We start from the raw sequence: 15,128 nt of genomic DNA, 5'->3' as shown, positions 1-15,128 counted from the left end.
AATTATGAAATGTTGGATATGTCAAAATAATGAAGCAAATTCCGAGGAACATAAATTTAAGGCCTCAGATATCAGGCGTCAATTCGGTAAGTCATTTGATGCCATCTATTACGATGGTGAAAATTCGCATCCATTCAATTCACCAAAAGATAAACTGATCAAATTCCCAAAAGTAATTTGCATTGACTGTAACAATAACCAGACAAGAAATGCAGATATTGCTTATACCGAATTCTTTGAAAATATTGATCTTATCAATAATATGATAGAAACCTCAAACCAAATTAACTATCAAGAAATCTTTAGCAATGATTGGAGAGTATCTAAAATGAACCTCTATCGATATTTTGCGAAGCATGCAGGATGCAAAATTATGACAAGTGATTTATTAGGTTATGTAGATATTACTCCACTGAGACTTTTCATCTTAGGACAGGAACATATAAGTAATTTTTATATTAAGATATACTTTAATAAGACCACTAAAGATTATACTGATTATCTTAAGCTTGATCAAAAGAATAAGTATAGAAGCAATATTGCGTTCGGATCAACTATCTATGTTGGACAAGGCAATGATACCGGTTTTGCAGGAAGTATTATAAATGGCTCCCTTCGTATAGAATGGTTTTATGGTAATCAAAATCATTTTAATAAAACTATCGATTTCAATACATATGCTGATAATGTTGAAATATTAAATACTGATGATTTTTATCCCAAAGCCCTGAAAGATTTCCAAAATGAAGATTTCTTTTCTTATTTGAATTTTGGAAAATATCATTTAAATGAAGAAACTCTTAAAAACGATTATCAATCCGTCTTCAAAAGCTTAAAGATTGGTTAATATTAAACGAAATGTGAGATTAATTCTTTCTTTCATTGGAACAGTAGACTTAGCGATCCGATGCTCCCAACTTTCCTGAAGATCACCTTTCATAATAAGTAAGGAACCATGAGGCAATGGTAAACTGTATTTGCTTTGATGATGGTCTTTTTTTCTGAAATCAAAGTTTCTGGTTTGTCCAAGGCTTATGGATGCGATGACAGGTCGCTTTCCATATCGACTGTCCTTATCCCGATGCCAGGCAACGGAGTCATTATGATCACGGTATAGGTTTAACAGAACGCCATTGAATTGGCAGCCAAATTCTTTTTCTATTCTTTCTTTTAAAGCATACAGTTCGGGAGTCCATTCATTTCTTTTAGTGGTATTATTATCGGCAGAATCGTAGGATTTTGCATCGCCATACCAAGCAGTCAACCGTGGAGTAAGCACCATCTTATCGTACATTTTCTGGGTACGCTGTTCCCAGGGAGCCGTTTCTAACAATTTATTTTTAAGCAGATCAGCTTCTTCCCTACTCAGGAACTTCTCTCTGTATTCCAAAAGATCTTTGGGAAACTCATACAAATCTTCTGCGTCAAATAAACTAAGCTGACTCATTGTAATTTTTCTTTAAATCATTTAACTTTGTCTTATTCCGTTTCTACAGGAATAATTTTTTTTCATCAATTGTGTTTTTGGCTTCCCTTCGGGGAAGTTTTTTGATTATGCTATGTACTCAAAATAAATTCAATTCTTATCTCCCATTTTTTCTTTGATCTGTTTGATATCGGTTTTAATTTCTGTGATAAAGTTTTGAATATGGTGCTCTGCAAATTCATCAGGCTCATATTCTTTGGTAGTAATACTACAGGCAAATTCCCAGATTTCTTTAATTTCAGGTAATGGAATTTTATAAGGCTCATAAAATTGATTGTCAGACTTAACCCAGATACCATCTGCTTCATGAAACTGAAACCTTTTGTAACTGATACCATCATTGGTGGTAATGAAAACATACGTTCTGTCCGTTTTCAGGTCCGAAAGATTTTCTACATATTTTCCCACGATATAGGTTCCGTTCTTATAGGGGGGCATTGAATCTCCGTCAGCTGGAAATGCCCTGAACTTACCCCCTTTTAAAAAAGGTAATGATATGGTCTCCAAACTTTCTATGTATTCCGGATCTCCATAGCCATTCAGGTAACCCATAGAGGCTTTTTGGGGAATAATCTCAATCTGATTGTTTCCATCCTGATCAACCTTTATAGGCAGAACAATCCTATTCTCAGGAAGCTCCATGAGTTCCTCTATAGAAAATTTTCTGACATCTACAGTCAACAATAGATCGATGCTGATATTATAGAATTTTGAAATTCTAAGCAATATTTCAATAGGAGGTTCTGTTCTGCCATATTCATAGGCGACATATCTGGATCGGGTAAGAATTAATAGATCTGCCAGTTCTTGCTGAGTCATATTTTTCTTTCCTCTCAAAAACACGATGTTATCAGAGAATTTTGACATTGTTACAATTTTAGACAACAAAAATACAAAATTTGTTTCAAAACGTAACTAATTTTGTCACATGGAAAGAGCAATTGTACATATGGATCTGGATACGTTCTTTGTTTCCTGTGAAAGGCTGAAAAACTCTGAACTGGAGAATAAGCCTGTGATCATAGGAGGTGGAGACCGTGGTGTAGTAGCGTCCTGCTCTTATGAGACCCGTTTTTTCGGAGTCAGAAGCGCGATGCCGATTAAAATGGCTTTACGGCTGTGTCCCGAAGCAAAAGTCATTAAAGGAGATATGGAAATGTATTCTAATATGTCTCATATGGTAACGGAGATTATTCAGGAAAAAGTACCTGTTCTCGAAAAAGCAAGCATTGATGAATTTTATCTGGATTTATCCGGGATGGATCAATTTTTTGGATGCTATAAATGGACCCATGAAATAGCAGAAAGCGTACAGAAAAATACAGGATTACCGATAAGTTTTGCCTTATCCACCAATAAGACCGTATCCAAAATCGGAACCGGAGAATCAAAGCCAACCGGAAGATTAGAAGTCAAACAATCTGATATTCAGCCGTTTTTAAACCCACTTTCGGTAAAGAAGATTCCTATGGTCGGCGATGTAACCTTTCAGCTGCTGTCAAGACTGGGGATCAGAACCATACAAACGCTTTCAGAAATGCCTGTTGATGTGCTTCAGCAGCTGATTGGTAAAAATGGAAATGAACTTTGGAAAAAAGCACACGGAATTGACGAAAATCCTGTGGTTCCTTATTCGGAACGAAAATCCATTTCTACAGAAGATACCTTTGCTCAGGACAGCATCGATATTCAGGGTATCCAAAGTATTCTTTCCGGAATGGTTGAAAAACTCTGTTATCAGCTCCGGGCAGAGAAGTGGCTGGTATCGGTAGTGGTGGTAAAACTCCGGTATTCCAATTTTGATACGGAAACCAAGCAATGCAGGATTCCTTACACCTCAGCTGACCATACCCTGCTCAGGTATGTTTTAGAACTCTTTAAAAAAGTATATACCAGACGTATTAGAATCAGGTTAGTGGGAGTAAAGTTTACCGGACTGGTTCACGGGTGCCATCAAATGGATCTCTTTGAAGATACGGAAGAGTTGATATCACTGTATCAGACAATGGATAAAATCAAGAACAGGTTTGGAACTTCAAGTGTAGGAAGAGCCTCAGGTTTATTAAAATAAGTACAAGATGTTTCTGAATTGTCATTCTTATCACAGTCTTCGGTATGGAACCATTTCTATTAAAGAACTGGTTGATCAGGCTGTACATTTTAATATTAAAACTCTGGCTCTTACAGACATCAATACCATTACTGGGATCTATGATTTCTACAAACTTTGCCAGGAGTATAATATCAGACCGATCGTCGGAGTGGAAATACGGGTTCAGAATGAACTGTATTATATCTGCCTGGCCCGAAATCAGAAAAGCATTGCAGAAGTCAACAGGCTTTTAACCGCATATAACTGTGATGGCATTGAAATTTCTAAAGCCAATCCTGATTTTAAAGATACTTTTGTTATTTACCCTCTGGAGAATATTCCGGAACAATTATCAGATCATGAATTTATAGGTATCAGACAGAACCAGTTAAACCTTTTGATTAAACCGGAAATCAAACCGTTCATCCATAAAATGGTCATCCTGCATCCTGTTACCTTTACAACCCCTGAAGAATATGAGCTTCATAAAATACTAAGGGCTATCGATCACAATACATTGATCAGTAAGCTTACAGAAACTGATTACTGTAAAGACAACGAAATTTTTACGGATAAAAAAGAGCTTCTGACTCAATTTTACCATCAGTCACAAATTATTGAGAACACAAAGTATATTATTAATAACTGCCATTTTGATTTTGATTTTTCAATCCCTAAAAACAAAAAAAAATTTACGGACAGCAGGGAAAATGATGTTGAGCTTTTAAAGAAGTTAGCATATCAGGGACTTTCAAAAAGATACTCCGAGGATAACCTGCAGGCAAAAGCAAGAGTGGATAAAGAGTTAATGGTTATTGACCAGCTTAATTTCTGTGCTTATTTTCTCATCACCTGGGATATTATCCAATACAGTAACCGAATGGGGTTTATGCATGTAGGAAGAGGCAGCGGTGCCAATTCAATAGTCAGTTACTGCATCGGAATTACTGACATATGTCCTCTGGAGCTGGATCTGTACTTTGAACGGTTTTTAAACCTCAACAGGAAAACACCTCCCGATTTTGACATTGACTGGAGCTGGCAGACCAGGGATATCATCCTTGAATATATTTTTGATAAATATGGTAAAGACCATGTTGCCTTCTGTGGAACCAATGTCGAATTTAAGTACCGTTCTATTTTCAGGGAAGTAGGAAAAGTTTTTGGTCTTCCGAAAGATGAATTGGATACACTTGCAACAAAACCCATCCAGGAGCATGATAATAATTCTGTATCCAGACAGGTTCATTACTACGGAAAACTTTTAGAGAAATTTCCTAACCAGAGAAGTATGCATTCCTGCGGAATTTTGATCTCAGAAGAGCCAATCACCAACTATTCCGCACTCGAAATGCCACCCAAAGGTTTTCCGATTGTACAGTTAGACATGTACACTGCTGAAGAGATTGGCCTTGAAAAATTTGATATCCTCTCACAAAGAGGATTAGGAACTATAGATGACACTGTAAAGCTGATTAAGGAAAAAAGAGGAATTGATATTGATATCCGGGACACTTCCCTCTCAAAAGACGAAGCCCGATGCAATGAATTCTTAAGTTCCGGAAAAACCATCGGCTGTTTTTATATTGAATCACCTGCCATGCGGGGATTACTCCGCAGGCTGAAGTGCAACAACTACAAGGTACTGGTTGCAGCCTCCTCTATTATACGTCCAGGTGTTGCCCAAAGCGGAATGATGAGGGAGTATATTTTCAGGCATAACAATCCCACAAAATTTGAATACTTCCACGAAGTATTTGAAAAAGAGTTGGGAGAAACCTATGGTATTATGGTTTACCAGGAGGATGTTATTAAAATTGCGCTGCATTTCGGAGGATTATCCGCCCCTGATGGTGACGTACTAAGAAGAGCCATGAGTGGTAAAGGCCGTTCTTTATCTGCATTACAGAAAGTAAAAGACAACTTCTTTGAATCCTGTAAAAAGCTGGGACACCCTGAACAATTATCCATGGAAGTATATCGCCAGATAGAATCTTTTGCAGGATACTCATTCTGTAAAGCTCATTCTGCTTCCTATGCTGTGGAAAGTTATCAGAGCTTATATCTAAAAGTCTATTATCCTATCGAATTTATGGTCTCTGCTATTAATAACGGCGGAGGGTTTTACAGAACTGAAGTCTATATTCATGAAACCAGAATGTCAGGAGCTGCTATTCATAATCCTTGTGTTAATCTAAGTGAATATCAGACAACGGTCTATGGTTCGGACGTTTATTTGGGATTGATGCATATTGAAAGACTGGAAACAAGGTTAGCACAACTGATCCCTGAAGAAAGAACCCAGAATGGAGAGTATACCTCTCTTGAAAATTTTGTTAAGAGAATTCCCATTGGTATCGAAACATTGCAGATTCTAATCTTTATCGGGGCATTCCGTTTTACCGGGAAACAGAAGCATGAACTGCTCATTGAATCAAGATTTCTTCTGAGAAATAATAAGGTTCCTTTCAGGCGTTTAACTTTATTGGAAGAACCTCAAAAGGATTATAAACTACCTACTATAGAAAGAAACAAGTTCGAAGATGCTTTTGACGAGATAGAAATATTGGGATTTCCCGTTTCTTTCAGCCCTTTTGATTTGCTACAAACTCGGTATAGAGGTTCTGTTTTGGTAAAAGATTTATTAAAGTTTCATAAACATCAGGTTAAAATGCTGGCCTATCTGATTTCAAGAAAGCATGTTCCCACCAAGAAAGGTACAATGTATTTCGGAACCTGGATTGATGCTGAAGGAGAATATTTTGATACCGCTCATTTTCCAAACTGCCTTGAAGAATATCCTTTTCAGGGTGGTGGGTGTTATCTTCTATTGGGAATCGTAGAGGTCGATTTCCATTTTCCGACTATTACCATTCATAAAATGGCCAAAATGCCTTTTATTCCGGATCCAAGATATTCCATGGATAAAGAAAAATCATTGGAAATCCAACGAAACCTACAGGAAGATATCAGTATGACATGGCGGAAGCCTTATCCCCAGGAACATGAAATAGCATTGCCAAGACAAAAGAAGCTATAAGATATCAATATGCCTTAACAGAAAAATGTGATTATGTAACCGCCTTAAAAAAGAAATATGCTTTACTCTTTCCTATTCTTTAAAACAGCTCGAAATTTTGGTGGTGGAAATAGATAACGTCTGAAATTGACATTATAAAGACCAGATTATATACTTTTATAATCCGTAAAAAATTATCTAATTATCACCCCCATTTTTTTAAACTGTAGCCTTTGCAATTTCATAACTACGGAACATTCTTTTAACGTGAATTTTTATATCTTCTGAAACATTATCTTCATTTTGCAGCCAACAATCTACTTCCTTCCCTAATAGTTATCTTGATACCGCCGGATTAATCTCATGGTGGTCAACCTTCGTTATTCTGTTATTCTCATGCGCTCCTCTCATGGCAACAGCTTCATCAATAATTCCTGGATAAAGATCCAAATAATATGATAAACAAAAAAACTCTGTATCTTCATGTAATAACAAAGTCTTAAATAAAAAGCCTATTGCTGGTAGGTGGCTCTCCAGCAGAGCATACTTCCTCTTGGGCTTTGAAACTGGATTAATATTTTTTTGTTTTATATAGCTTAAGTAAGTATAATTTCTGGGCAATATTACTTCATTCGAGTCCCCAAATTTTGCAGTGATATCAGGCTGAATAGCGATAAGATGTTCCAGCGACTGTAGTTTTACCCAAGGCGTTTTTCCATTCAAAGAAGAGTGTGGTCTTTTCTTATTGTAAAATTCTTGCCATTAAATAGCTAAAGTATTGAAATCAAGATCTGGATCAGATAAATCCACAGCAACCAGAATTCGGATTTGTCAGTCTGTTGGGTTGGTTATTTCTACTTTACCATTTAAATCAGTGGATCTGGGCTTGATGGGTCTATATTTGATAAAATGTTCATGCAATTCGTATTGAAAGGAATAATGAAAAAACTACTTTCCCCATTCAGTTTCAATATGCTGTATAGAAAAATAGAATGTATCCAAAATTTCACCTAAAAATGTATTGTACTTTCTGCCTTTTTTATTAGAGTAGATCCTAATAACCATAATTGGTGAAGTGTTGATCTTGCAATTCCACAGCGTAAAGCCGTTTTTGTTACAGACACTGAATCTATATAGATTTTAAGCCAATCTTTGAGAGCCTTGACTTGTTGTTACCGTTTATTCATGGATAAAGGTTTTAAACTTTACACCATAAATTTAAGCCATTTTTGTAGCGGATCTATTGATACTTTAAAGAGTAAAGATTTATTTTATATTTTTAAACCATCTTTTAGACACCTTTTTTGATTTCATTCTTGGTGGTCAATATCACTAGAATTTACACCATTTGTTGAAAATTAAAAGATTATAAAACAATTAAGGGTCGATTATTTAAAGGAGATATTCCAACAATTATAGAAATTGTTGGATATACTCTTTCTCAAAAAAAGTTTTTAATCTCGTTGCCGTAATCATTTCAGATTCTGCAGAAAAAAAATTAATATCAATAATTAAAGCTAATCTTTAGCTTGGGAAATCCGTGTTATACTATCAATTGTTACATCCATAGGAGTATCTGATTTTATTTTTAAACTATATCCGCTGCCAATAGATAAGTTATCTGCGATAGTAATTAGATAAAATACTAAATTTCCAGAGGAAACTCCATTGGGAGCAATTGCTGTTTGATCTATCGAAAAGGTTGACGGAGATACTGGATTAGAAAGGTTGGAAGTAACTGAAGCCACAGCACCATTATTTTTATTTGAGTAGCCTACAATTATTCGCCAAATATGTACTTGCCCAGAAATAGGGTTTTCTAAAAACCTATTGGTTATAGGATTGTAAAAATCTCCTGATGTAGGATTTATAATATTCTCTGGCCAGCTAGTGGTAGGCGCAGAAGAAAAATCTGTAGTAATGTTTATGGAGTTAGAGTAAATAATATCTTGATAGGAATTAATCGCTACATTCCCACCACCACCAGTGTTTCTAAATAGAAATGTTGGCTTTGCTGATCCACTACTATTGAGTTTTACCACTCCTTCATTAGCTGTTGTGAACTCCTGAGAAGAAATGACAGTACTCCATTTCGTGCCGTCATAATATCTTAATGTTTTATTAGTAGAATCATATACAATCATACCTGGTATAGCTCCCATTATGTTAGCAATAGGGTTTATATTCCTAGGCAAAACAAGTGTGGAGTTTGTAGAGAAGATATCCACAACACCCTGTGGAGATGTTGTTCCAACTCCTATTTTACCATCCGTCTCTAACCTTAATTTTTCAATATTATTAGTCTTAAAAATTAATGGCTGTAAATTTACAGTTCCAATGAAATCTGTAGAAGCAATATTATTTCCTGTTGTTTTCCATACAGTATTCAGGGATGTTGTTAAAGTTGGCCAATCAACAATTTTATTCCACAAAACTCCATTACTAATGTAAGGACCTTTGCTAACATCATTAATTGTTGTCATATTATAAACTAACATACCTTCTTTAAAAACTCCCATATTCGTAGAAGTTAAAGAAACTCTGTTTAGTAAAATCCCTTTATTCGCAGATCCTAATGTAAGGTCCGAATCAGGATCTGGTGTTTGGGTATTTATTCCAACTTGAGACAAACACAATGAGGAGCTAAAACAAAGAAAACTGAAAATCTTTAAATATTTCATGGCTAATATATTTTTAATGGATTAATAATAAAATGAATTAACTATAAACATATTTAATAGAGTATATCCAGAAATGCAAATAACACCCCCCTCAAAAAAACCTCATTAGTGTTTTTTTTAAAAAAACACCTAAAACATCGGCAATTAAATTAATAATAAATATGTTCATTATTAAATAGAGGTCAACTCAATACACCGGAAAAGTATAATTATTTATGAGCATATAAAGCTAAAGACATATCTATTTTTGCATCTATAAAATATTTTTCTGTTGATAGATAATGAACATTTTAGATGACCAATAAAACAAACGACAATACACCATATAACGAATGAATAGCTTGATAGATTCACATCAATACTAAATAAGTCTGATACTATAATAAAAACGGGTTAATTTTTAGTGATTTATCTTTTATAGTGTTTGCTTTTAGAAATTTTAAAAAAGAAATTCGAAATGACTTCACTTTAAAATAAAAAAATATAATTTTTGCAAAAGTCAAAATAACTTCTTTTTATAAATGTTAATTTTAAGTTTCAAATTCAGTATTGTTTTTAGTAATAAAAGTACATCGTATGTTGATATATCACAATTTGTATATAGTACCAAAAAAATCTACAAAATAAGCGGTAAACTTCCCTGTTTTTCTCAACTAATTTATGCTTATTTTTGAACAAGGGGAGTGTCCTAAAAGTCGGTAGCACCTTCTGAGATCTGGATATTTATATACTCTTCCTGTATAGGGGTACGACTAAAATCAGCAAAAAATGAGGCTGTCCAAACTTTTCGGAAAGCCTCTAAATTTTTAACTTACACTTCGTGGGAGAGTAACTGTTTTTTTAACACTCCAATCTAGGCTGATTTTTTTCAACAACTATATATTGCTAATAAAATAAACGTACCTGCCAATCAGTCTTTAGTAACATAACTTCTTAACCAAAAACTAAGATTTTCATCAGGTGGTAAATGTAATTTTTTTCTTAAAGAATACCTTGTATTTTCAATCGTTTTCAAACTTCTAAATGTATATGATGCGATATCTTTAGTGGAAATTCCAATATAAATATAAGCACTGAGAACTAATTCAGCATTAGTAAATTTAGAATTTACGGCTAACATTTTATTAAGAAATTGCGGATAAACTTCCTGAAATCTAACCCAAAACTGAGGACTGTTTTCTTTAGCAAGCTGTAATAAATCATTAAAGGATTCATTGACTTTCTGTTTGAGCTCCTGAGTTTCTACCTCTTTCTCCAAAATAACCTTTTCCTTTTCTATAATAAGTTTCTTTTTGTGGTTTTTAGTCTGTCTTATAAACATGAAAGCTGACGAAGCAATTATTAAAACCACTAATAGCCCTATAAATAAAAGATTCCTATAATTTTGATTATATTTCTCTTGCTTTTCCTTAACTATTTTACGCATCGGAATCTCTATAAGTGTCTTATTTACACTTTCTATACTATCATTTATGACAGCGTATTTTTCCAACGCCTCTAAACGATCCCTTTCTTTTTCTCCCTCTTTATAAGTTTGATATAAGAGTCTATAAAGTTCTTTTTCTTCATTAGGCCTTTTTAGTTTTTTGGCAATATCTATTGCTTCCAAATAAATTGCTGCAGACTTTTCATATTCCTTATTTTTATTGTAATACAAACCTATTGCACTCAAGGCTATGACCTTTTGATAGGGTGTTACAGAAGAGTCTGACTTTAATAAATTGTTTGAAATATCCAGAAATTTCTTAGCATTTACAAGATCTTTTTTGTAAACCATATAGTTTTTGGCTATTCTTGTTGCAGAAATAATATCCTGCTTTATATTGAACGCCTTTTCTGCTGCTAATACTGATGCATTCAAATCTTCTAAAGCTTCATAACTTACAGCTTCACAACTATAAATATAGAATAATGCTTTTTCTTTCTTGCTTTTATCAGTGATTTTCAATGCCCAGTATTCCGCAGTTTTATAATTATCTACAGCATTCTGCAGTAAATTCAGCATAGAATAATTTTTTCCCAATTCAGCATACACCTTTGAATAAAGCTCCGGAATCTTAATATCCTTATTATAGAGTAAAGCCTGATCGAGATAATTCAAACTTTCCTTATAATTACCCATATTATGATATAGATTTCCAACTTCAAAACTTGAATAAGCTGCCCCTTTTGTATACCCTTTCAATCTTGCATTTTCTATTAGAGATAGATTAAGGTCTACTGCCTCCTGGTATTTTCCTTTCTTTCTCAATTCGTGCGTGGTATTGTAAAGAGAATCGATTTGAGAAATAGAATATTGACCAAAAATAAGACAAGGCATCAACACCCAAAACATATAAAAAATATTTTTCATCAAAATACAAATTGAGTTTGTGAAAAACATATCTATATACTGTTTAGTATACATAGTAAATTATATAACAGATTAGTAAAATATTTTAAAAATAACTTTAATATCTTATTTTTTGGTTCAATGCTAATAAAGACCAAACCACAAAATCTAAAAATCATTAAACTTCAAAAATATTTAATATATAATAAGTCTCTAATAAAATCTTCATTAAAAAACTGAACAGAATACCTTTAATATTCTTGATTAATATTTCGCATATTTTATCAGATTAAAACCTCTAAAAAACAAACAAGTTCAAAGTTATAAAATCACTAAGCAATTTAAATAAAATACTCGACAATAACACTAAAGTATCCCAAAGCATTATTATTAAGTTATCTTAATCTTTGAATCAAAACTAAACTTCGATATGAGTTTCCCGATCCTGGTGATCCACTGGAAGAAATTGTCAGGTTAGAAGCAAGAGGTAAGATTGAAAAATCAATTGTCTGTGCACCTCCTGTAATATTAATATAATCATCATAATAATGAACAGAAGGTGAAGAAGAGCCTGAAGATGAGTTTACCAGTGAATATTCATTATTGTTAACAATACACTTTATAAATGTTGCAGGTGATCCACTAGCCACAGTTGCTACCAGCCTAACCTGGATCTTATATATACCTGGTGATAAAGTAATTCTATCTGTTGTTCTCGCAGGAGAACCAAGACCTGCGGGTGCTGAAACATTATCTGTTATTGTAGCTCCTACAATAGTATTAATAAAATTAGGAGCTCCATTTGGAGCGTTACCCATTTCCGCAGCACTGTCATTAGAATTAAATCTCAAAGCGCCCTCTACACCAGCTACATACGTTGAACTGTTTAAACCAATTCTAAGAATCTGACCTTCTACCGAAATTGTATTATTTTTATATACATCCCCATTGTTATCAACAACCAAGCTATTTGATCCCGTATTAACAGGTAAAAATGGAAGCGCTTCAAATTTTATTGATTGATTATTTGCATTTACATGCAATTTTCTAACTGGTGAAACAGTGCCAACTCCCAGATTACCTGAGCTGTCTACTAGAATGTCATTTAATGACTGCATAGAAGTTGGTACACCTGTAGCAGAATTGTCTTTTCCAGCATCAATATGGAAAATACCCTGCGGGTTTGAAGTATTTATCCCTACCTGAGAAATACACTTTATAGAAATAAAGATAAATATTAGATAAATTGTTGTTTTCATAATTGTAAATTAGATTTGTTAAATTAATTTGTTTGGGAAATCTTATGAATCGATTGAAGTAGAATATATGACATATACTTCATTATATCTTTTATATAATTAAAGTTAAAATAAAATATAAAATTCAAATTTATATAAATGAGCTCATAAAGAAAAAAAAAAGAACCCCTCAAAAAACACCTAATAAATTTTAAAAAACTGATTATCAATCATTTAAAATCAATTTTAAAATAACAATTGTCAAATCCACAAAGCTTATTTTTATTTATCTTTGAAATTAAAATATAATTATCTAGTAGATCATTAAACGGACAATCAGATATTAAAAAGTTAAGATAACTTTGACAATAGTAGCCCTTATCTATTTTCCTTTTGTGATGGCTTCTTCTACATCGACGGTAAAATAATACATCCCCAGCAGTTTGTAATCTTTATCCTACCAAATAAAAAGAAGGACTGCAGGACAAGAACTTCGAAAAAACATCTATCTGCTGCTGAAAATCAAAACGTAGAACAATAAAATCTGGTGGAAAACCAACTGAATGAATGGTATTCCAAACATCTTAATTATATTAATGAAAAAACTTTTAAACTCTGAAAGTGAGCGATAATGGTATACTCACAAGCTTTTGAGGCAGTATTATTTTACCCTAAAAAGAGTAATACATAATATGTTTGGTAAACTTCCCTGTTTTTCAGACCAATTAAAATTAGTTTGTTAAACATTATGAAAAAGAGCAAATTTTCAGAACATCAGATTATCAATATTCTGAAAGAATATGAATCTGGGAAAGGGACAAAAGACATCTGTCGGGAACAGGGTATTTCTGCCCCTACTTTCTACCAATGGAAGCAGAAGTATGGAGGAATGGATGCGCAACACCTTAAGGAGCTTAAAGCGTTACAGGAAGAAAATGCCCGTCTAAAGCGGATGTTTGCTGATCTGAGCCTGGATCATCGTATCTTAAAAGATATCATAGAAAAAAAGCTTTAAAACTCTGTGAACGAAAAGAGCTATTAGTGAAACAGGAATCAGTGTTCATAGAGCCTGTAAGATCGTGTGTATGAGCCGTAGCATGTATTATTATGGGCATAAAAAAGACGATCAGGCAGTTATTTCAAAATTACTGGATTTGGCAGAAAGATAATCAACAAGGGGATTTGAAACCTATTATGGTAAGATACGTTTGGAAGGTTTGCTTTGGAACAGAAAAAGAGTACTTCGTGTTTATCGGAATATGAACTTGAAACTAAGGGTTAAGCGTAAACGTCGTATTCCAAAACGAATTAAAGAGAAACTGATGGTTCCAGATAGAGTCAATGAGACATGGTCAATTGATTTTATGAGTGATGCTTTGTCTAATGGGCGGAGGTTTAGAGTACTGAATGTCATTGATGATTATAATAGGGAATCATTGATCAACGAAGCTTTTTATTCAATTCCTGGAGTCAGGTTAGTGCAAAAGCTAAAGGAATTAATTGTATACAGACCTAAGCCAAAGAATATAAGGACTGATAACGGTCCAGAATTTCTTTCCAAAGTTTTTGTAGATTTCTGTAAAGTTAATGATATTGAACTTCAATATATCCAACCTGGAAAACCTTCCCAAAATGCATATATTGAACGCTTAAACCGTACATTCAGAGAAGATGTTTTGGATGCATATCTATTCGGATCTATAATGGAGGTAAATGCAATTGCTTATGAGTGGCAAATCAATTACAAAAGTAATCATCCGCACACATCTTTAAATGGACTTAGTCCTTGGCTATATGCTAAAGAATCTTTAGTCAATTAGAAGGTATTTTATATTTATTAACTGTTGAAAACAGGGAAGTCTTCAGTTTCATTATTTGGAAAATCCAAACATTCCCAGTACTACAAATGGCATTGAAGGTTATTTCAGTCATTTAAAAAATCATTTAGACCCTACATAGGGTTTACTTTGGAAAACAGGATCAATTTCATTAAATGATAAATTTATTTTTCTAACGAAAAATAGGGTTCTTTTAGCTGTAAAGTTCATCCGATAATTAATAAAAAAGGTGAGAAAATCTCACCTTAAAACTATCCTTTTGAACATTAATCTTTATTACTGAAAAGTTGGCCTTCATCATTGCTTTTTATCTTCCTTAGATTAATACCAATAATTTATAAAAATTTTTATCAAAAATCGTCAACTATTTTTCAGTACATTAATTCAAAATAAATAAGTCCACTTAAGTTTTGAAATCTAAAATATTCCTAACAGCTGAAGG

General features: G+C 33.5%; 11 protein-coding genes. 5 read left to right on the top strand and 6 right to left on the bottom strand.

Going from position 1 to position 15,128, the window contains the following annotated elements:
• Positions 1-4: 4 nt before the first annotated feature.
• Positions 5-847 carry a hypothetical protein gene (locus tag DEU39_RS19385; protein WP_120233047.1) on the top strand — a complete coding sequence of 281 codons (843 nt, stop codon included), beginning with the start codon at positions 5-7 and terminating at the stop codon, positions 845-847.
• On the opposite strand, the gene DEU39_RS19380 is transcribed toward DEU39_RS19385, so the two are convergent.
• A complete protein-coding gene (locus DEU39_RS19380; RefSeq protein WP_120233046.1) occupies positions 833-1,447 on the bottom strand; it encodes an alpha-ketoglutarate-dependent dioxygenase AlkB family protein in 615 nt (204 codons plus the stop codon). The two genes, DEU39_RS19385 and DEU39_RS19380, sit on opposite strands and share 15 nt — an antisense overlap.
• A 129-nt stretch (positions 1,448-1,576) precedes the next feature.
• Positions 1,577-2,353, bottom strand: a complete 777-nt coding sequence (locus DEU39_RS19375) for an XRE family transcriptional regulator (RefSeq protein ID WP_120233045.1) — start codon at positions 2,351-2,353, stop codon at positions 1,577-1,579.
• 61 nt (positions 2,354-2,414) lie between these two features.
• Between DEU39_RS19375 and dinB the strand changes: the two genes are divergently transcribed.
• Positions 2,415-3,557 (top strand): DNA polymerase IV, encoded by a 1,143-nt coding sequence (gene dinB / locus DEU39_RS19370; protein WP_120233044.1) that lies wholly within the window; start codon positions 2,415-2,417, stop codon positions 3,555-3,557.
• A gap of 7 nt (positions 3,558-3,564) precedes the next feature.
• Positions 3,565-6,618, top strand: a complete 3,054-nt coding sequence (locus tag DEU39_RS19365) for a DNA polymerase III subunit alpha (RefSeq protein WP_120233043.1) — start codon at positions 3,565-3,567, stop codon at positions 6,616-6,618.
• Between the two features lie 315 nt (positions 6,619-6,933).
• Here the strand turns inward: DEU39_RS19365 and DEU39_RS19360 are convergent, their stop codons facing one another.
• The 4 genes from DEU39_RS19360 to DEU39_RS19345 form a co-directional block, all read right to left on the bottom strand.
• Positions 6,934-7,320: a hypothetical protein gene (locus DEU39_RS19360; RefSeq protein ID WP_120233042.1), complete on the bottom strand. Its 387-nt coding sequence runs from the start codon at positions 7,318-7,320 to the stop codon at positions 6,934-6,936.
• Between the two features lie 794 nt (positions 7,321-8,114).
• The gene (locus DEU39_RS19355; protein WP_147367627.1) at positions 8,115-9,278 is read right to left on the bottom strand and encodes a hypothetical protein; all 1,164 of its coding nucleotides are present in this window, start codon (positions 9,276-9,278) and stop codon (positions 8,115-8,117) included.
• A gap of 910 nt (positions 9,279-10,188) precedes the next feature.
• Complete coding sequence (locus DEU39_RS19350) at positions 10,189-11,631, bottom strand: tetratricopeptide repeat protein (RefSeq protein ID WP_120233040.1); 1,443 nt, start codon at positions 11,629-11,631, stop codon at positions 10,189-10,191.
• Between the two features lie 374 nt (positions 11,632-12,005).
• A complete protein-coding gene (locus DEU39_RS19345; protein WP_120233039.1) occupies positions 12,006-12,869 on the bottom strand; it encodes a hypothetical protein in 864 nt (287 codons plus the stop codon).
• Positions 12,870-13,596: 727 nt separating this feature from the next.
• On the opposite strand from DEU39_RS19345, the gene DEU39_RS19340 reads away from it, so the two are divergent.
• Together DEU39_RS19340 and DEU39_RS19335 are read left to right on the top strand one after the other, a co-directional pair.
• Positions 13,597-13,863: a transposase gene (locus DEU39_RS19340; protein ID WP_120233038.1), complete on the top strand. Its 267-nt coding sequence runs from the start codon at positions 13,597-13,599 to the stop codon at positions 13,861-13,863.
• A gap of 244 nt (positions 13,864-14,107) precedes the next feature.
• Positions 14,108-14,668, top strand: a complete 561-nt coding sequence (locus DEU39_RS19335; protein ID WP_120233037.1) for an integrase core domain-containing protein — start codon at positions 14,108-14,110, stop codon at positions 14,666-14,668.
• The last annotated feature ends 460 nt before the right edge of the window (positions 14,669-15,128 follow it).

The sequence above is a fragment of the Chryseobacterium sp. AG363 genome (genome assembly GCF_003610675.1).
Lineage (GTDB): Bacteria > Bacteroidota > Bacteroidia > Flavobacteriales > Weeksellaceae > Chryseobacterium > Chryseobacterium cucumeris.
Note: the sequence above shows the minus strand (reverse complement) of the source record. Positions and strands in the feature narration are given on the sequence as shown.

Excerpts from the sequence above, each read along its gene's own strand:
- DEU39_RS19385 (WP_120233047.1), top strand. The coding sequence starts at position 5 with ATGAAATGTTGGATATGTCAAAATAATGAAGCAAATTCCGAGGAACAT.
- DEU39_RS19380 (WP_120233046.1), bottom strand. The coding sequence starts at position 1,447 with ATGAGTCAGCTTAGTTTATTTGACGCAGAAGATTTGTATGAGTTTCCC.
- DEU39_RS19375 (WP_120233045.1), bottom strand. The coding sequence starts at position 2,353 with ATGTCAAAATTCTCTGATAACATCGTGTTTTTGAGAGGAAAGAAAAAT.
- dinB (WP_120233044.1), top strand. The coding sequence starts at position 2,415 with ATGGAAAGAGCAATTGTACATATGGATCTGGATACGTTCTTTGTTTCC.
- DEU39_RS19365 (WP_120233043.1), top strand. The coding sequence starts at position 3,565 with ATGTTTCTGAATTGTCATTCTTATCACAGTCTTCGGTATGGAACCATT.
- DEU39_RS19355 (WP_147367627.1), bottom strand. The coding sequence starts at position 9,278 with ATGAAATATTTAAAGATTTTCAGTTTTCTTTGTTTTAGCTCCTCATTG.
- DEU39_RS19350 (WP_120233040.1), bottom strand. The coding sequence starts at position 11,631 with ATGAAAAATATTTTTTATATGTTTTGGGTGTTGATGCCTTGTCTTATT.
- DEU39_RS19345 (WP_120233039.1), bottom strand. The coding sequence starts at position 12,869 with ATGAAAACAACAATTTATCTAATATTTATCTTTATTTCTATAAAGTGT.
- DEU39_RS19340 (WP_120233038.1), top strand. The coding sequence starts at position 13,597 with ATGAAAAAGAGCAAATTTTCAGAACATCAGATTATCAATATTCTGAAA.
- DEU39_RS19335 (WP_120233037.1), top strand. The coding sequence starts at position 14,108 with ATGAACTTGAAACTAAGGGTTAAGCGTAAACGTCGTATTCCAAAACGA.